Genomic DNA, 16,827 nt, shown 5'->3' with positions numbered 1-16,827 from the left:
CTGTGAGTCACTGTGAGAGGTAACTCGTTGATCACTACGCGATGGCCCACCCTCGGCGAGGGAGCGACACGCCGCGGACCTGGCCGGATGCGCTCAGCCGATTCCCACCACTCCCCGGGACTTACCCTTCGTAGATCGGAAAAAGAAATACGGAACCGTTGAGCAGGGGGAAGCCGACGTGGAGGTGTCGAGATTTTTCCTTACTGTCGCGGTCGCCTGTTCTCGGAATTGTCCGATGCCCCACGTCTGGTGATCCTTCGCGGCCACCGTTTCTCGGGGAAGACGACACTTCTGCGGACATGGCTCATGACCGATCCCGAACCTTGTCGCGTCATTGCGTACGTCGGTCCGTCCACTGCGGATTCTGCCGCCGACCGTTATTGGACCCGGATATTCGATTCCGTACGCCGTTGCATCGACATCGACGCCTCGCGCACGAGCCGGGGATTCGCCGCCCTCCGAACTGCCCTCTCGACCGCGGACACACCCGTCACCCTCGTCCTCGACGGCACGCGACTCGATGAGGACGTCGCCGAGGGCATCGGCACCCTGCTCGCCGACGAACCGACCCTGCGCATCGTCGTCGCGACCCGCACCACGAGTTCCGCCGGTGCGGGCATGCCCTCCGACACGAGGATCCTCACCTCCGCCGGCCTCGCCTTCACCGTCGACGAAACAACCGCATATCTGCGTGATGCCGGTGTTCCGCAGGAGCGGTGGGTCGTGGAGCGGATCGTTCACCGCACCGGAGGGCTACCGGCCGTGATCGGCCGTCTCCCCACAGCCCTGTCCTCCGCACCGATCCCCGGAGCGACGGAGCTCGAGCACCTCGACCGCATCGTGGACGCGGTGATCGACTCGGTGACAGCACGGACGATCAAGAACGAACCGCTCCTCGCACACCTGCTGCGACCGGTTCTGATGTCGGCGATGACCGACTCGCTGACCTGCGCGTCCCTCGCAGAGTCGGGTGTGGACGCCCCGACCTTCGTCACCACCCTCAAGTCCCTCGGCCTGGTCGAATCCGTGCCCGGGAGCCCGGCCCGGGCGTACCCGGACGCCGTCCGCCGGTCGTTGTTGCGACGGGCCGTGGCCGACCTGCCGGCCGAACCGACGAGGACCTACCTCGTGGTGCCGGGGGCCGTCGATCGCGGCTCGGACAGCGCTGCGCTGCTCGGGCAGGTCGTCGCCCTGCGGAAGGAGGGACGGTTCGCCGAGGCGGCGTCGATCTGCGACGACCTCGCGTCGAGAGCGGTGTCCTCGTCGGGGACGCCCGAGACGACGGTCGTCTCCGACGCCGCTTTCTGCTTCCAGGCCGGCCTGACCTACTTCTTCGCGGTGCGTCCGCACGAGGCGATGGGCATGCTGCGCCGAGCCCGTTCCGCCGGGGCCGGGACCCCCGTCGGCGAGGACGCCGCTGCCGTACTCGGACTCATGCATGCCCTGCGCGGAGAAGGGCCGGAGGCACGCGCGGCGCTCTCCACCGATCGGTCGCCTCGGCGGCACCACCGCAACAACGCACGACTCGCGCACACAGCCGAGCAGATCGCGGCGGCACTGCTCGCGATCGACCGACTCGAATCCGACGTCGCGCTCGACATCCTCGTCGACATCGAAGCGTCCACGGCTCCGAACGAGCTGTGGGCACTCACCCTCTACGCACAGGGCTCGCTCGCGCTGCTCACCCATACTCCGATGGACGGGCTGCGGCGCATCAAGGCCGAGATCCGGAAGCACCCGGAACTCCACGCCGGGTACAACGCGGTACTCGTGAACGCGATACGCGCCGATCTCGAACTGGCGCTCGGCGATTTCGACCGGGCGCGGAATCTCGTCGCCGACTCCACCCACCTGTTCACCGCACCCGTCCATGCCCGCATGCGTCTGCTGACGGGCGATCCGGCCGGCAGCGAAGCGCTCGTGCACCACTACGGAACCGATCCGAACTGCACGCCCCGCCAGGCGATGGAACTGGCCGTGCTCGGCGCCGCTGCCGCGTGCGCGCTCGGACGCGACACCGAGGCCCGCCCTCATCTCGACCGGGCGATCGCGCTGTCGCAGCAGACGGGGTTGTTACGACCGTTCACCATGGTCTCGCCGCTGATGGCCCGGCATCTCGGCTCGCTGGGAGTCGACCTGCCGACCGCCGCGGAACCGACGGCACTCGACACCGCCACCTATCCGAAGTCGAAACCGGTCGTGCGACTGACGCCGCGCGAACGCGCTGTCCTCGACGGATTGATCGCGGGTCGCTCGGCACGCACCATCGCGAAGGTCGAATTCGTCAGCGTGAACACGGTGAAGACGCAATTGCGGTCGCTGTACCGGAAGCTCGGCGTGAACTCCGGGAAGGACGCGGTGATCGCCGCCCGGCACCTCATGCTCGACTGACGCTCGGGTCCGGCCGTCTCAGAGTGTGTGTTCGACCGTGGTCATGTGGTGGTAGCCGATACGTACCAGCTCCGACAGCACGTCGGTGTCCACGGTCGACAACCTGTCACGGAATGTCCCGCAGGTCCTCGATGCGATGGTCGAACTCCCCCTCGGTGTCGTCGACCGCGTCCTCGACCCGGCCGTTCTCGAGCGGCCGGTACACGAAGACGGTGTTCAGGCCGACCTTGCGTGCGGCCCGCAGATCGTAGGGATGCGACGCGACCATCGCGGCCCGGGACGGATCGACCCCGAGATAGCGGCAGGTGCGTTCGTACAGGAACCGCTCGGGCTTGAAGGCACCGAACAGTTCGGCCGTGAGGATGGCGTCGGCTTCGAGCTGTTGGTCGCGGAAGAGCGTGATCATCGTGGCCATGTCCGTGTTCGACAGCGTCGACACCACCGCCTGCGAACGGAGTTCCTTCAGCCCGGGCCGCACGTCCGGCCACGCCTCGAGGCGCTGCCAGGCCCGCGCCGTCTCGACGCGCACGTCCTCGGGAAGATCGATCCCGAACTGCTCGCACACGTCGCCGAGTCCGTCGACGTAGGAGTCCTGCACGCGATACCACTTCTCCACCGACTGATCGAGACGGAGGATGCGCTCGTAGTAGTCGCTCCTCCAGGCCCGCACCAGGTCGCCCACGGTCGCCGGATCGGCATAGGTACCCAGTGCCTCGGCGACCGCCCGGGTGACCGGGGTGTAGAAGTCCATCAGCGTGCCCTGCACGTCGAAGATGTACGCGTCGTATCGGCTCACGCCTGGAGCATGCCCGCTTGCGCCTTCCTGAAACGGAGTGCAGAATCCGCACGCCGATGTGACCCGCGTCGCATACTGGGACCGAAGCGTCGCCGCGCTCCGGGGGTGCACTATGGACGACCTGGCGGAATTCCGTCACGATCTCGATCGGATCGAACACCGCGTCGCCGGTGAGGTGATCGTCGGCCGCTCGCGGGTCCGGATCCTGGCCGGGTGCGTCGCATTGCTGGTCGTGGGTCTGCTGCTTCCCCAGGCCACTTCGGTGACGTCCCTGACGACCCTTCTGCGCTGGGACTCCGAGGCCGCCACGCTCCCCCTCCGTGTCTTCGATGTCTTCGTGGTGGTGTTCGGCATCCTCGTACCGCTCGTCGCGTTGCTCCGCAGGCGCTGGGGTGCCGCGACGATCGCGATGCTCGGTTCGGGTGCGGCGTCGATGGTGGGACTGTTCGCCGTCTGGTCGCAGGCCGGGATGGTCGCCCACACCTCTCACGCACCGCACGTCGGCCTGTATCTGTGCTGGGCCGCGGTGATGGCGTCCACGGCGGTGTGGCTACCCGTCGTGCTCTCCACCGCTCCCCTGCGCAGCGCTCCTCCGGTCACCTCCGGGATTCTGACTCCCCGGAACGGTCGCTGACCGCACCGTTCACCGATCGGCAGTGGCGCGCGTCACGCTTGCAGTGCAACACTGTAATCAGTGCAACACGCACAGGTTGATCGGTGCAACACGCACCCCGGTCGCGTCCCCGGGAGGACATCATGCGACATTCACACATCCACGGATTCGGACGAACAGGCGGTTGGCAGCAGGCCGACGTCCCCGACGCGAGCGATGCCGCCGAGTGGTTCGCCGGCAGGCTCCCCGACGACTGGTTCACCGGAGCGCCCGACATCGAGATCGACAGAGAGGAAATCTTCGTCGTCGGCCCCCTCGGGGTACCCGACGGCACGAGCGACACCGAGATCGACGGACGCATCGCTCGATTCCGCGAGACCACGCGCGCCGACCGGATGCGCATCGCCGACGAGGCCGAGGCCCGCTACGGCCGCAAGGTGGCCTGGGGTGTGAAGGTCGGCGACCGGACCGACCTGTTCACCCACCTCGCCGTCCCGGTCATGACGCGACTGCGCCAACCCGAACGGAAAGTGCTCGACACCCTCGTCGACGCGGGTGTCGCGCGGTCCCGTTCCGACGCACTGAAGTGGACGGTCAGGCTCGTGGGACAGCACTCGGAGCAGTGGCTCCGGGAACTGCGCGAGGCGATGAAGAAGGTCGACGATCTGCGTTCCGAAGGTCCGCAGGTCTGACCTCCGCGACCCGGAGGATCCACTCCCGCGCTGCCGCCACGGACGCCACCGTGGCGACACCGCGGGGTGCGGGCGGGCGACGCACGACGATCACGCGCACGCCCAGTTCGTCGGCGGCATCGAGTTTGCCGCGGGTGAGCGAGCCACCCGAGTCCTTCGTGACGAGGGTGTCGATCCTGTTGTCGAGCAGCAGCTTCCGTTCGTCACCCACGGTGTAGGGGCCGCGTCCCAACAGCACCGACCAGCCCTGTGGCACTTCGATCACCGGCGGGTCGACGACGCGGACGAGCACATCGTGCGCGGCGAGCGGCCCGACGAAGCGGTCGAGGGTCTGCCGTCCCGTGCTGAGGAAGATCCTCCGGCCGGTCGCGGCAGCGCACGCGGCGCCGTCGTGGTCGGCGACCCACGTCCACCGGCCGTGGTCGTCGTGCCAACCGGGTCGCTGCAGGCGCACGAGCGGCACGTTCGCGGCAGCGCATGCCGCGGCGGCGTTCGCGCTGATGCCCGCGGCGAACGGATGGGTCGCGTCGACGACGGCTCGGATACCGCGCTCGGTCAGGTACCGGGCGAGACCGTCCGCGCCGCCGAACCCTCCGATGCGCACCGGGCCGACGGGCAGGCGTGGATTGCGGACCCGGCCGGCCAGGGAGGATTCGAACGCGATGTCCGTGTCGCCCAATGCCGCGGCGAGGGAACGGGCTTCCCCCGTCCCACCGAGGATCAGGACCGTCACCGAAGGGTTCCCCTCAGCACGGGCAGGGTTCGCCCGTCGGAGAGCATGGCGAGCAGAGCGTCCATGTCGAGATGTTCGTCGACGAGATCCGCGAGCGCCTCGATGCGGGCCTCGCGTGCGGCCGGGAAACTCACTTGTCCGGTGCGGATCCCGCGACCCACCGCCGCAGCGACCTCGCGCAGCCATGCCCGTCGCAGGGCGTCCCCTTCGAGGGCGCCGTGCCACATGGTGCCGAACACCGATCCCTTGCGGGTGCCGCCGAGGAAATCGGTGCCGCCGTCGACGGTGACGCGTCCGTGGTGGATCTCGTATCCGGAGGCAGCCGCATCCAACGCCGACCCCCTGGGTAGCCGGAGAACCTTCTCGTGTCCGAATTCGGTTCGAACTGGGAGCAATCCGAGACCCGGCGTGCTCGCGCCGGGCACACCCTCGACGCCGTGCGGGTCGTCGATGCGCGTGCCGAGCATCTGGAAGCCGCCGCAGATACCGAGGACCGGTCCACCTCGGCGGGCGTGGTCGACGATCGCGGTGTCGAGTCCTCGCGAGCGCAGCCACGCGAGATCCGCGAGCGTCGCGCGTGTTCCGGGCACGATCACCACATCGGCACCGGCGAGCGCCCGCGGGTCGTCGACGAAACGGACCCGCACGTCCGGTTCGAGGCACAGTGCGTCGACGTCGGTGAAATTGCTGACGCGCGGCAGCATCACGACGGCGATGCTCAGTGCGCCGTCACCGTCGTGCACGGGGCGGGAGGTGAGGGCGAGCGAATCCTCGGAGTCGAGCCACAGGTCGCGTTGCCACGGCAGCACGCCGAGTACCGGGCGGCCGGTGAGTCGTTCGAGCGAGTCGAGTCCGGGTTTCAGGAGCGAGACGTCGCCGCGGAACTTGTTGATCACGAAGCCGCGGATCAACTGCTGATCCGCCGCGTCGAGCAGGGCCAGCGTCCCGTACATCGAGGCGAAGACACCTCCGCGGTCGATGTCGCCGACGACGACGGCCGGCATCGAACCGTGTTGCGCCAGGCCCATGTTCACATAGTCGTGGTCGCGCAGATTGATCTCGGCCGCACTGCCGGCACCTTCGCACACCACCACGTCGAATCTGCGGCGGAGGTCCTCGAAGGCGCCGAACGCCGCGTCGGCGAGGTGCTGTCTCCCACCAGCGAACTCACCTGCCTCGAGGGCTCCGGCGGGTTGCCCGAGAACCACGACGTGACTGCGCCGGTCGCTGCCCGGCTTGAGCAGCACCGGGTTCATCGCGGCCTCGGGGGTCGCGTGTGCGGCCACCGCCTGGATCCACTGGGCGCGCCCGATCTCCGCGCCCTCACTCGTCACCATCGAATTGTTCGACATGTTCTGCGCCTTGAACGGCGCGACCTTCAGGCCGCGCCGCGACAAGGATCGGCAGATCCCGGTGACGACCACGGATTTCCCTGCATCCGAGGTCGTTCCGGCGACGAGCAGACCCGAACCCATGTCGTCAGGCCGGGATCGTCACGCGACGGGACGCGCGTTCGGTGAGGTACGCGAAGACCACACCGAGCACCGCCCACAGGGTGAGCTGCACGGTGAACGACGCGACCCGGAACTCCCACAGCAACGACGCGGGGAAGCCCTCCCCGACCTCGTCGATGCTCGGCAAGGCGAGATATCCGAGACCCACCACGACGAGGAATGCGACCGTCGGTCCGGCGATGCGGACGGTGTGCAGATCCTGGGCAGCCAGGGCCTTCGCCACCGCGACGGTCACGGCGATCGCGACGAGTCCGAGAACGACCGAGGCGAGCCACAGCAGGGTGCGTTGATCGATGGTGTCGGGATCACCCACGGCCGGCGGATTGGCCGGGTACTTCACGAACGGGACGGCCTCGACGGCGAGCCACGCTCCGGCCGCCCCGAACAACCCCAGCTTCCAGCCCGGCATGTCGGTGAGGCGACGCGCGAAGTGCAGCACCGACGCGTAGAGGGCGCCGAGCGCGAGACCCGCGAGGGTCGTCGCGAGGAACAGTCCGGCCTTCTGACCGGTTCGGCCGACGAGCGCGTCGTCGCCGTGACTGTGACCGTGGGATTCCCCGGTGGTCGCAGTGTGGTCGTGCGAATGCGCTTCGCCGGCAGCTTCTTCGAGCGCGATCGCCGATTCGATGTGGGGTTCGCCGACGACGAAGGCGACACCCCCGGCGAGCAGACCCGCGACGAGTCCGGCGAGCAGGCCCCGCAGCAGCAGGTGGAGGTAGGTTCCGGGCATCGTGGTCCCCGTTCTCAATGGCACGGAAGACCGAGGAGGTGCCGGCCGTCGTGCATCAACTCGTGCATGAACATGCCGGTGCGCGAGATCGCGCCCTGATCGAATCCGACCAGGTAGAGAACGAGAAACGCCGCGACGATCACTGCGGCGAGAGCGACTGCGAGTGCGGCGGAGCCGAGCGACTCGGCGGGGGTGTGGACAACAGCCATGACAATCCTCCTGGGATTTCGCGTCCCATTCGATTCCGTCATGTGCCGCGGGAGTTTTCTGGCTTCCGGAGATTTCGACGTCTCCGGTTACAGTGGCGCGACCGCTCCGGTTTCCCACCGGATTGCCTACACCTCGGCACATCTTTACCGACGCACCTTCGCACCGCGCGGTCTGCGATGTCAAGCGGAGAGGACGTAACTGCCGTGACCCGATTGTTCTTCGTCGCACATGCTTCCACGCACGCGACGGAGCAGGCCCGGTTTCCGTGCGACGAGCCGATCTCCGAACGAGGCCGGCGCGAACTCGGACGCGCCGCGGTGCCGGTCGTCGACCGGTGGGTGTGTGCACCGGAGCGACGCGCGGTCGACACGGTCCACGCCTTCGGCGTCCTCGCCGAGATCGACCCGGCGCTGCGCGAGCTCGACTACGGCAGATGGTGCGGGGTGGGGTTGGACGAGCTGCCCGAGAACGACCTGACGATGTGGCTGACCGAGCCGGCGGCGGCACCACACGGCGGCGAGTCCGTCGAGGACCTCATCGACCGGATCGGCACCTGGCTGGCGACGCAGGACGACGGCTACGAACGTGTCGGGGTGGTGACGCACCCCGCGGTCGTGCGAGCGGCAACGGTGTGCGCTCTCGATGCTCCGGCGTCGTCGTTCCGGAGGGTCGACGTGGGACCGCTCGACGTCGTCCGGCTCTACGGCGGGCCGGGCCGATGGACGTTGCGTCCGAATCGATTCGCGCGATGAGCTACCAGGTGACGTCCTTCTCGCACTGCTTGCCGTCGACCGTCGACTCCACCTGGACGGTGGCGTGCTCGAGCCCGTGCGACGACAGCGCGGTGCGCGCCGAGTCGAGGATCCACTGCGGGTCGTGGTCGCTGACGAGATGCACGGTCGCGACGTCCATGCCGGTGGTAAGCGTCCACACGTGCAGGTCGTGCACGCCGCACACGCCGGGCAGCGCGAGCAGGTCGGTGCGCAGGAGGTCGACGTCGAGATGTGCGGGCGAGGTCTGCGTGAGGATGCGCAGCGACTCGGCGGCCAGTCGCAGGGCGCGCGGCACGACCCACAGGGAGATGAGCACACCGACGACGACGTCGGCCAGGCTCCAGCCGAAGATCATGACGAGTGCGCCCGCGATGAGGACGCCGACGGATCCGACGGCGTCGGCGAGCACCTCCATGTAGGCGCCGCGCACCGCGATGCTGTCCTTCGCGTCCGCCCGCAGCATGAGCATCACGACGATGTTGGCGGCCAGTCCCGCGAGGGCGGTGACGATCATGGGCAGGCCGGGGAGTTCGGGGGCGTCGCCGATGCGGTCGATCGCCTCGTAGAAGACCCAGCCGGCGACGCCGAGCAGCAGCACCGCGTTGACCATCGCGGTGAGGACCTCGGCGCGGTGCCAGCCGAAGGTGCGCGACGCCGCACTGCTCCCGCGCCGGGCCAGGATGAGGGCGACCATGCCCATGGACACCCCGACGACGTCGGTGAGCATGTGGCCCGCGTCGGCGAGCAGGGCGAGGGAGCCGATCAGGAGACCGACGAGCGCCTCGAGTACGAAGAACGCTCCGAGGATGCCCAGTGCGAAGGCCATGCGCCGGATGACGGCGCGCGTGGGACCGGCGCCCTGACCGTGACCGTGGCCGACGCCGTGTGAGTGCCCGTGACCCGAACCCATCGAACTCCCTCTCCGAACTTCGGGCCATCGTATGCACGAATGCGCATATGTTTCAACGGCTACGTGCCCGGCGGGGGCGGAAGCGCTTATTCGTCCGGGTCGTAGGCCGGATGTTCGACGGTGGGGGGAAGGGTCGCGATCGCGGTGATCCGCTTGAGTCCGGCGGTCTGCAGCAGGTCGACGATCAGCGACCTCATCTGCGCGAACACCACCGTCGCCGAGACCCCTGCCCCGGCGATGAGGTCGGGATCCATCTTCTTGGCGATGCTGCGCAGCACACGCGCGGCCTCGGCCTGGTCGGGCTGCTCCCCCGGCTCAGCGAGAACCATCTCGCGGAGCACGTCCACCGCATCGGCCACCTCGACGAACCGCTGCACGAGCCGCGGATCGAGGATCTCGTCGTCGCGGACGAGGGTCAGCGACCGGCGCGCGAGCACCCGGATGTTGCGCATCGCGTGGTCGATGGGATCGGCCGCGGAGGTCAGTACCGCCAGCCGGCCCCGGCTGTTCCAGTAGAGCGGCGAGATCCGGCTGATCTCCCGACCGCCCTTGAGGTGGGTGCGCATCGAGTCGATCGCGGGCTGGGTGGCCCGCGCCTGCTTGAGGGCGTCCTCGATCGGTTTCGGGTTGTTCTCGACGAGCCCGGTCTCGACCTTCCTCAGGACCTCACTCGCCGTCGCGAGGATCTCGGCGGCGTTGCGCCGGGCACGTCGCACCGGATGGGTGGGGATCATGGCGACGACCGCGATCCCCGTGAGACCACCGACCAGGGCGTCGACCATGCGGTCGGGCCCACCGGTGCCACCGGGTGGCAGCAGCGTCGCCACGAGCACCGCGGAGTTCCCGGCCTGCATCGCGAAGATCGGGCCGCTGTTCAACGCGACCGCCGTACTCATCGCGATCGTCACGACGAGCGCGATCTGCCACGGTCCGCTGCCGATCAGCGAGACGAGCAGGTCGCCCACGCCGATCCCGACGGTCACACCGCAGACGAGTTCGACGGAACGCCGCAACCGGGCGCCGAGGCCGAGCCCGAGGGAGACGACTGCCGCGATGGGCGCGAAGAAGGGCTGTTGGTGCCCGACCAGATCCTTCGCGACCCACCACGCCAGACCCGCCGCCAGCGCGCACTGCACGATCGGCAGCGCCGATGAGCGCAGCCGTTCGAACGAGTCGGTCAGGCGTTTACGAGCTCCCTGACGGGTGGGTCGACGCCGGGTCGCCGCGGACAGTCTGTTCGATACAGACATGTACGGCGGCGGCTATTCGACGCCGAGTTCTTCCGCTGCCCGCGGGTCGCAGTCCTCGAGCAGGTCCAGGCAGCGGGCGTGCTCGTCCGACTCACCGATGGTCCGGGCGGCCCGGGCGAGCACGGCGACGCAGCGCAGGAAGCCGCGGTTGGGTTCGTGGCTGTAGGGCACGGGACCGAAACCCTTCCAGCCGTTGCGGCGCAGCTGGTCGAGGCCGCGGTGGTATCCGGTGCGTGCGTAGGCGTAGGCCTGGATCGTCTCGCCACTGTCGAGTGCGGCCTCGGCGAGGTACGCCCATGCGATCGAGGCGGTGGGATGGTCGGCTGCGACCTTCGCCGGGTCCTCGTTGTTCAGCAGGGCCGACTCCGCGTCGTCGTCGCCGGGGAGAAGGGTGGGCTGCGGTCCGAGAAGATCACCGAAAGACGTCATGGGGTCATTCTGCCCTTCCGTCGTGAAGGCTCGATAGAGTCCCCGGGTAACCGCAGGCCGTCGAGCGAGGTGCAGCACGTTGTCGGACCCGAAGAACGAAGAGTCACCCGAGCAGACTTCGACGACCCCTCCTGTCGAAACACCGGCCGAGGGCACGGAGAACGAACCCGCCGTCGAACCGGCGACGGCCGAGGAAGCAGCGGCCGAGAATGCGGCGCCCGAGGAAGCAGCGTCCGAGAAAGCCGAGGAGGCCGACGAGCCGGCGGAGCAGGTCTCCGAGGAACCGGAGAAGCCGACCACCGAGGCGGCGTCCGCTGATGCCGACGCGAGCAGCGACAAAGCAGAGCAGGCCGACGAGCCCAAGCAGGCTACGGACGAGAGCATCACCACGGACGAGACCGTGGCGCTTCCCGTCGTCGAACCGGAGACCACCGAGTCCCGTCCGGCCACCGAACCGGAACCCACGCCCACACCCGAGCCCGAGGCCACCTCCGCCGCCGACGCGCCCACCGTGCAGATCCCGGTCCGCAGCCACGTGCCCAAGGCGCCGCCGCAACGCATCGTGCCGCGCGGTGAGGAACCGCCGGTGCAGCCCGAGCCTGCCCGCGTCGCCGTCCAGCCCACGCCCACGCGCATCCCGCCGGCCCGCGACAAGAGCCGCGGACGCTGGCTGATGGCCGCCGGAGCAGCAGCCGTGCTGGTGGTCGTCGCGATCGTCGCGGCCGGGGTGTTCGTGTTTATGAAGGACCGCGCCGACAACTCCCCCGAGAGCCGGATCCGCTCGAGCATCGACACCTTCGTCGGAGCACTCGAATCGGGCGACCTCGCGACCTTGCAGGAGTCGACCTGCGGAGCGCTCTCCGACTTCTACGAGACGGTCGATCCGGAGAACTTCCGCGACATCCACCGGCTCGCCGTCGAGCAGGGCGAGATCCCGGTGATCACGAGCGTCGACCGCATCCAGATCACCGACGGCACCGCCATCGCGCAGGTCACCGCGCACACGGTGAACAATCCCGCCGATGTCACCGACCGCACCTTCGACCTCACGCTCGACGGTGAGCAGTGGAAGGTCTGCAGCGAATAACGGGACGACAGCAACCACGAGTGTGCAGAAATCGTCGTTCGCCTTCGGCGTGTCGCGACGATTTCTGCACACCGCAGGGACGACGAAGGGCGCCGACGAGAACGTCGGCGCCCTTCGGGTATCGGTAGGTATTACTTGGCCGAGACCGAGCGTCCCGCCGACTTGAGGTCGTTGCAGGCCTCGATGACACGCTGCGTCATGGACGCCTCGGCCTTCTTGAGGTAGCTGCGCGGGTCGTAGGTCTTCTTGTTGCCGACCTCGCCGTCGATCTTGAGCACACCGTCGTAGTTGCTGAACATGTGTGCCGCGATCGGGCGGGTGAACGCGTACTGCGTGTCGGTGTCGACGTTCATCTTCACGACGCCGTAGCTCAGCGCCTCGTCGATCTCCGACTTCAGCGAGCCCGAGCCGCCGTGGAAGACGAGGTCGAACGGCTTCGAACCCTCGGGCAGACCCAGCTTCTTCGACGCGGCGGCCTGACCCTCGGCGAGGACGGACGGCTTGAGCTTGACGTTGCCCGGCTTGTAGACGCCGTGGACGTTGCCGAAGGTCGCGGCGAGCAGGTACTGGCCCTTGTCGGCGCCGAGCGCGTCGACGGTCTTCTCGAAGTCCTCGACCGTGGTGTAGAGCTTGTCGTTGATGGCGTTCTCGACGCCGTCCTCTTCACCGCCGACGACGCCGATCTCGATCTCGAGGATGATCTTCGCGGCCTTGGCGGCAGCGAGGAGCTCCTGCGCGATCTCGAGGTTCTCGTCGATCGGGATGGCCGAGCCGTCCCACATGTGCGACTGGAACAGCGGGTTCTGTCCGTTGTTCACGCGCTCCTGCGAGATCGCGATGAGCGGACGGACGAAGCCGTCGAGCTTGTCCTTCGGGCAGTGGTCGGTGTGCAGGGCGATCGTCACGTCGTACTTCTCGGCGACGACGTGAGCGAACTCGGCGAGTGCGACGGCACCGGTGACCATGTCCTTCACGCCCAGGCCCGAGCCGAACTCGGCGCCACCGGTCGAGAACTGGATGATGCCGTCGCTGCCGGCGTCCGCAAAGCCCTTGATGGCGGCGTTGATCGTTTCGGACGACGTGCAGTTGATGGCCGGGAACGCGAAGGAGTGCTCCTTCGCGCGGGCGATCATCTCGGCGTAGACCTCGGGAGTCGCGATAGGCACAGCGGCTGTCCTCCAGATGAGAGTCGATCGGCATCCCACCGGGGTGTGGTGGGTGCCCGGGTTGTCCCTGCAGTATGTCAAGTGACACGCCTCCTCGATACTCGGGCCGTCCCGCGCCCGATGCCGGGATTCGGGGACAGGTGGACCCCGCCGGTACCCTGGACCGCGTGACTGTGTTCGAAGCCTCGGAGTCCGTGACCAATCTGGCCCTGATGCCGGGGTTTCTGGATCCGGTCAATCTGCTCAATTCGTTCGGAACCTGGATGCTCATCGGGCTGCTGCTCGTGGTCTTCATCGAGTCCGGACTGCTGTTCCCGCTGCTCCCGGGCGACTCGCTGCTGTTCACCGCGGGTCTGATCGCGGCGGCCAAGTCGGCGGAGGTCGAGCCGTTCGCCCCGCTGTGGGTGCTGATGGTGACGATCCCGATCGCGGCCGTCCTCGGCGACCAGGTCGGTTACCTCATCGGCGCGAGGGGCGGCACCAGGCTGTTCAAGCCCGATGCGAAGCTCTTCAAGCAGGCCTACATCGACGAGGCGCACCAGTTCTTCCTGCGCCACGGTCCCGCGATGATCTTCCTGGCACGCTTCGTGCCGATCGTGCGCACCTACGCTCCGCTCGTCGCGGGCGCCGCGAAGATGCCCTACCGCGTGTTCATCGTCTACAACGTCCTCGGCGGCATCGTGTGGGGCGCGGGTGTGACGCTGCTCGGCTATCTGCTGGGCCAGATCACGTTCATCGCCGACAACATCGACATCATCTTCCTGGGCATCGTGTTCGTCTCGGTGATCCCGATCATCACCGAGGTCGGCAAGCGCGTGCTCAGCTCGCGTCGTGCGGCCAAGAACGGTGAGGCGCCGGCCGCCGAGGCCGAGCCCGCGACGATGCCGATCAACCGCATCGAGAGCAAGTAGGAACGGTCCTCACACCGCAGAAGGTGGATTCCGCCCGTCGAACGAACGGGCCGGGATCCACCTTCTTCCGTTTCAGGACCGCGAGGCGGCTGCAGATTCAGGACCGCGAGGCGGCGACGGCGTAGGCGGCCTCCATGAGCATCCACCCGCCGAGCTGCACCGACATGTCGCGTTCGGCGACGGCCGACTCACGGACGGTGCCGCCCGCGAACCGGGCGATCGAGGTGCCCAGGCCCGGTAGCCGCGCCTGCTTCGACCAATCACGGCCGAAGACGGGCAACTCCTCGACCTGCAGCCGGTTCTCCCAGGCGGCCTCCGCCGACGCCAGCACGATCCGTGCCGCGACGTTGCGGGCGCGGATGTCGTCGCCGTCGACGACGGGCAGTGTCGTGGCGACCATCGCGAGATAGCGGGCCAGGATCCCGTTGAACAGTCCCCCGTCGCCGCCTCCCCCGCCGGTGACGACGCTGCGTTCGGTGAGGTGGTCGTCGACCGCGGCGACGAGCGCGTGGACCCTGCGACGATGCCGCGGGTCGTCGAGCTGCAGGGCGAGTTCGGTCTCGAGGCCGAGCGTCACCCCCTGGCAGTAGCTGTAGATCGCGCGTTCGTGCACACCGTCGCGGATGCCGTCCAGGACGAGACCCGTCTCGGGGTCGAGCAGCACCTCATGGATCCAGTCGGCCATCTCCTCGGCGCGGTAGACCTTGCCGGTGCGGGCGAGCAGCAGCGCCGCCGGACCGTTGGCGGGGGCGTTGAAGAAGTTGTCCCGTCGACGCCACGGGATGCCGCCGCCGTGCTCGGGTTGCCAGGCGTCGACGAGTTCGTCGACGAGGGTCGCGATCGCGCCGCGGTGGTCGACGTAGAGATGCCGTTCGGCCCGTTCCAGCGACAGGCCGAGCCACGCCATGTCGTCGTAGTAGTTGTTGGTCCAGCCGGTGAGGTTGCGGATGCGGTGGGTGCGCGCGAGCCGCACGACACGGCGCCGGCGGCGCGGGGTGGCGTCGCGCTCGGCGGCGTCGACGGCGGTGTCGATCAGGTGCGCCTGCCACCAGTAATGCCAGGAGAGGAACAGTCGCTCGCGTCGGACGGCGGGCCATCCGACCACCCCGAGCGCGGTGCCGGGCAGGGCCCAGAGACGACGGATGTGCCGCGACACGATCGCACCCTCTGCGGCGTCGGCCCGCTGCGACCACCGGGCGGCTTCGACTCCGTCCGAACGCTGTCCTGCTGCGGTGTTCATCACCCTCCACACTGCCCGACCGGCGGCCGTCCCGACGACGGTCCGCGCGACTTTCATCCCGGAATGCGGGGCAGGTGTTACCAGGCGTCCGAGAAATCGGCGTGCTGCCGGATCCACGCGTGCATCGCGATCCCCGCGGCCACACCCGCGTTGATGGACCTCGTGGAGCCGAACTGGGCGATGGAGACCGTCATCGACGCGACGTTGCGGGCCGCTTCGGTGACGCCGGGTCCCTCCTGCCCGAACAGCAGCAGGCAGCGGCGCGGCAGGGTCGCCGTCTCCAACCGGACCGAGCCGGGGGTGTTGTCCACCGCGACGATCTCGAGGTCCTGCTCGGCCGCCCATGCGACGAGCGCATCGACGTCGGGGTGGTGGAGCAGATGCTGGTAGCGGTCGGTGACCATCGCTCCGCGCCGGTTCCATCGGCGTCGTCCGACGATGTGCACGGTGCCCACGGCGAACGCGTTGGCGGTGCGGACGACCGTTCCGATGTTCGCGTCGTGCGCGAAGTTCTCGATGGCGACGTGCAGCGGGTGCCGGCGACGGTCGATGTCCGCGACGATCGCCTCACGGGTCCAGTAGCGGTAGGCGTCGACGACGTTGCGTCGGTCGCCGTGGGCGAGCAGTTCGGGATCGTAGCGCGGATCGGTCGGCGGCTCGGTGCCGAACTCCTCGATCCACGGTCCGACGCCGTGCGGGTGTTCACCCCACTCGGTGGGGCCTGCCACGTCCTCGACGGCCGGTTCGGAATGCGTGTCGGTCACCGTCAGAACGTCTCGTTCGAACCTGCGGCGACGCGGAAACCGTGACCGGTGGCGTCGTTGGTGCAGGTCACGTCGGCTGCGGTGGTGGCGCAGGTGTAGCCGAGCTGCGACAGCGGCGATCCCGGCGGCAGTGCGGGGCTCGCCCCGTCGGGTGAGAGGTAGACCGGTCCGCCGGAGCACACGAACTCCCCTTCACCGGAGTCCTGCACGCGGATGCCGAGTCCCCAGTTGACCATGCAGTCCTCGGGGCGCGGCGGGATCGGATCGGTCGGTCCCTCGCAGCCCGCCTCGGTGCGGGTGGGCAGCCGGACGATGCCGCATTCGAAGGTGCCGTCGGGGCTGCTGAAGTAGTACGACTCGTTGCGCTGGTACTCGACCTGCGCGAGCGGAGCGGGTTCCTCCGTGGAGGTCTCCGGCTCGGGAGCCGGTTCGGTCGTCGAGGGGGTCGTCTCCTCGGTGGTGCTCGGAGCGACCGTCGTGGACGGGGTCGTCGGGGCAGCCGCCGAGGTCGTCGTCGACGTCGCTCCGGAGTCGGCCTCCGGCCCGTCCGCGGAGCCTCCGCATCCTGCGACGAACAGTGCCGCACCCGCGACGACTGCGACCGGCCACATCCGAATT

The 16,827-nt window shown here is 68.5% G+C and carries 18 protein-coding genes and 1 riboswitch; of the genes, 6 read left to right on the top strand and 12 right to left on the bottom strand.

What is annotated here, in order from left to right:
- The first annotated feature begins 306 nt into the window (after positions 1-306).
- Positions 307-2,391: a LuxR C-terminal-related transcriptional regulator gene (locus tag B9C99_RS18790; RefSeq protein ID WP_088898903.1), complete on the top strand. Its 2,085-nt coding sequence runs from the start codon at positions 307-309 to the stop codon at positions 2,389-2,391.
- Positions 2,392-2,497: 106 nt separating this feature from the next.
- On the opposite strand, the gene B9C99_RS18785 is transcribed toward B9C99_RS18790, so the two are convergent.
- Positions 2,498-3,187, bottom strand: a complete 690-nt coding sequence (locus B9C99_RS18785) for a haloacid dehalogenase type II (RefSeq protein WP_088898902.1) — start codon at positions 3,185-3,187, stop codon at positions 2,498-2,500.
- A 112-nt stretch (positions 3,188-3,299) separates the two neighbouring features.
- Here B9C99_RS18785 and B9C99_RS18780 point away from each other — a divergent pair, with 112 nt between their 5' ends.
- Both B9C99_RS18780 and B9C99_RS18775 read left to right on the top strand, forming a co-directional pair.
- Complete coding sequence (locus tag B9C99_RS18780; protein WP_016691509.1) at positions 3,300-3,821, top strand: hypothetical protein; 522 nt, start codon at positions 3,300-3,302, stop codon at positions 3,819-3,821.
- Between the two features lie 122 nt (positions 3,822-3,943).
- The gene (locus B9C99_RS18775; protein ID WP_088898901.1) at positions 3,944-4,492 is read left to right on the top strand and encodes a hypothetical protein; all 549 of its coding nucleotides are present in this window, start codon (positions 3,944-3,946) and stop codon (positions 4,490-4,492) included.
- Here the strand turns inward: B9C99_RS18775 and B9C99_RS18770 are convergent.
- Genes B9C99_RS18770 through B9C99_RS18755 form a run of 4 tightly spaced genes read right to left on the bottom strand, consistent with a single transcriptional unit; the run spans position 4,395 to position 7,678 of the window.
- Positions 4,395-5,225 carry a cobalt-precorrin-6A reductase gene (locus tag B9C99_RS18770; RefSeq protein WP_088898900.1) on the bottom strand — a complete coding sequence of 277 codons (831 nt, stop codon included), beginning with the start codon at positions 5,223-5,225 and terminating at the stop codon, positions 4,395-4,397. The two genes, B9C99_RS18775 and B9C99_RS18770, sit on opposite strands and share 98 nt — an antisense overlap.
- Positions 5,222-6,700, bottom strand: a complete 1,479-nt coding sequence (locus B9C99_RS18765; RefSeq protein WP_016691506.1) for a cobyric acid synthase — start codon at positions 6,698-6,700, stop codon at positions 5,222-5,224. The genes B9C99_RS18770 and B9C99_RS18765 overlap by 4 nt, the downstream gene beginning before the upstream one ends.
- A gap of 4 nt (positions 6,701-6,704) precedes the next feature.
- Positions 6,705-7,469 (bottom strand): CbtA family protein, encoded by a 765-nt coding sequence (locus tag B9C99_RS18760; protein WP_016691505.1) that lies wholly within the window; start codon positions 7,467-7,469, stop codon positions 6,705-6,707.
- 14 nt (positions 7,470-7,483) lie between these two features.
- Positions 7,484-7,678 (bottom strand): CbtB domain-containing protein, encoded by a 195-nt coding sequence (locus B9C99_RS18755; RefSeq protein ID WP_016691504.1) that lies wholly within the window; start codon positions 7,676-7,678, stop codon positions 7,484-7,486.
- 54 nt (positions 7,679-7,732) lie between these two features.
- Positions 7,733-7,802: riboswitch (cobalamin riboswitch) on the bottom strand.
- An 80-nt stretch (positions 7,803-7,882) separates the two neighbouring features.
- Here B9C99_RS18755 and B9C99_RS18750 point away from each other — a divergent pair.
- Complete coding sequence (locus B9C99_RS18750; protein ID WP_088898899.1) at positions 7,883-8,431, top strand: histidine phosphatase family protein; 549 nt, start codon at positions 7,883-7,885, stop codon at positions 8,429-8,431.
- A 1-nt stretch (position 8,432) separates the two neighbouring features.
- Here B9C99_RS18750 and B9C99_RS18745 read toward each other — a convergent pair whose 3' ends face one another.
- From B9C99_RS18745 to B9C99_RS18735, 3 genes are all read right to left on the bottom strand, one after another.
- A complete protein-coding gene (locus tag B9C99_RS18745) occupies positions 8,433-9,362 on the bottom strand; it encodes a cation diffusion facilitator family transporter (RefSeq protein WP_016691502.1) in 930 nt (309 codons plus the stop codon).
- Positions 9,363-9,448: 86 nt separating this feature from the next.
- Positions 9,449-10,612 (bottom strand): aromatic acid exporter family protein, encoded by a 1,164-nt coding sequence (locus B9C99_RS18740; protein ID WP_016691501.1) that lies wholly within the window; start codon positions 10,610-10,612, stop codon positions 9,449-9,451.
- A gap of 12 nt (positions 10,613-10,624) precedes the next feature.
- Positions 10,625-11,041, bottom strand: coding sequence for a DUF3151 domain-containing protein (locus tag B9C99_RS18735; protein WP_006552986.1), 417 nt, complete (start codon positions 11,039-11,041; stop codon positions 10,625-10,627).
- Positions 11,042-11,120: 79 nt separating this feature from the next.
- On the opposite strand from B9C99_RS18735, the gene B9C99_RS18730 reads away from it, so the two are divergent.
- Positions 11,121-12,128: a hypothetical protein gene (locus tag B9C99_RS18730; RefSeq protein ID WP_088898898.1), complete on the top strand. Its 1,008-nt coding sequence runs from the start codon at positions 11,121-11,123 to the stop codon at positions 12,126-12,128.
- Between the two features lie 131 nt (positions 12,129-12,259).
- On the opposite strand, the gene fbaA is transcribed toward B9C99_RS18730, so the two are convergent.
- Positions 12,260-13,294: a class II fructose-bisphosphate aldolase gene (gene fbaA / locus B9C99_RS18725; RefSeq protein ID WP_016691499.1), complete on the bottom strand. Its 1,035-nt coding sequence runs from the start codon at positions 13,292-13,294 to the stop codon at positions 12,260-12,262.
- 212 nt (positions 13,295-13,506) lie between these two features.
- On the opposite strand from fbaA, the gene B9C99_RS18720 reads away from it, so the two are divergent.
- Positions 13,507-14,205 carry a VTT domain-containing protein gene (locus B9C99_RS18720; RefSeq protein WP_088898908.1) on the top strand — a complete coding sequence of 233 codons (699 nt, stop codon included), beginning with the start codon at positions 13,507-13,509 and terminating at the stop codon, positions 14,203-14,205.
- Between the two features lie 97 nt (positions 14,206-14,302).
- Here the strand turns inward: B9C99_RS18720 and B9C99_RS18715 are convergent, their stop codons facing one another.
- The 3 genes from B9C99_RS18715 to B9C99_RS18705 form a co-directional block, all read right to left on the bottom strand.
- Positions 14,303-15,445 carry a glycoside hydrolase family 76 protein gene (locus tag B9C99_RS18715; RefSeq protein WP_037190006.1) on the bottom strand — a complete coding sequence of 381 codons (1,143 nt, stop codon included), beginning with the start codon at positions 15,443-15,445 and terminating at the stop codon, positions 14,303-14,305.
- 77 nt (positions 15,446-15,522) lie between these two features.
- Positions 15,523-16,209 (bottom strand): RNA methyltransferase, encoded by a 687-nt coding sequence (locus B9C99_RS18710; RefSeq protein WP_016691496.1) that lies wholly within the window; start codon positions 16,207-16,209, stop codon positions 15,523-15,525.
- Positions 16,210-16,211: 2 nt separating this feature from the next.
- Positions 16,212-16,820, bottom strand: a complete 609-nt coding sequence (locus B9C99_RS18705) for a hypothetical protein (protein ID WP_088898897.1) — start codon at positions 16,818-16,820, stop codon at positions 16,212-16,214.
- Positions 16,821-16,827: the final 7 nt, after the last annotated feature.

Source organism: Rhodococcus sp. BUPNP1, from assembly GCF_002215235.1.
Taxonomy (GTDB): Bacteria; Actinomycetota; Actinomycetes; order Mycobacteriales; family Mycobacteriaceae; genus Rhodococcus.
This window is presented reverse-complemented; position numbering and strand designations above follow the sequence as displayed.

Coding starts and splice junctions, on each gene's coding strand:
- B9C99_RS18790 (WP_088898903.1), top strand. CDS start 307: ATGACCGATCCCGAACCTTGTCGCGTCATTGCGTACGTCGGTCCGTCC.
- B9C99_RS18745 (WP_016691502.1), bottom strand. CDS start 9,362: ATGGGTTCGGGTCACGGGCACTCACACGGCGTCGGCCACGGTCACGGT.
- B9C99_RS18735 (WP_006552986.1), bottom strand. CDS start 11,041: ATGACGTCTTTCGGTGATCTTCTCGGACCGCAGCCCACCCTTCTCCCC.
- B9C99_RS18705 (WP_088898897.1), bottom strand. CDS start 16,820: ATGTGGCCGGTCGCAGTCGTCGCGGGTGCGGCACTGTTCGTCGCAGGA.
- B9C99_RS18780 (WP_016691509.1), top strand. CDS start 3,300: ATGGACGACCTGGCGGAATTCCGTCACGATCTCGATCGGATCGAACAC.
- B9C99_RS18755 (WP_016691504.1), bottom strand. CDS start 7,678: ATGGCTGTTGTCCACACCCCCGCCGAGTCGCTCGGCTCCGCCGCACTC.
- B9C99_RS18765 (WP_016691506.1), bottom strand. CDS start 6,700: ATGGGTTCGGGTCTGCTCGTCGCCGGAACGACCTCGGATGCAGGGAAA.
- B9C99_RS18760 (WP_016691505.1), bottom strand. CDS start 7,469: ATGCCCGGAACCTACCTCCACCTGCTGCTGCGGGGCCTGCTCGCCGGA.
- B9C99_RS18775 (WP_088898901.1), top strand. CDS start 3,944: ATGCGACATTCACACATCCACGGATTCGGACGAACAGGCGGTTGGCAG.
- B9C99_RS18740 (WP_016691501.1), bottom strand. CDS start 10,612: ATGTCTGTATCGAACAGACTGTCCGCGGCGACCCGGCGTCGACCCACC.
- B9C99_RS18720 (WP_088898908.1), top strand. CDS start 13,507: ATGCCGGGGTTTCTGGATCCGGTCAATCTGCTCAATTCGTTCGGAACC.
- B9C99_RS18715 (WP_037190006.1), bottom strand. CDS start 15,445: ATGAACACCGCAGCAGGACAGCGTTCGGACGGAGTCGAAGCCGCCCGG.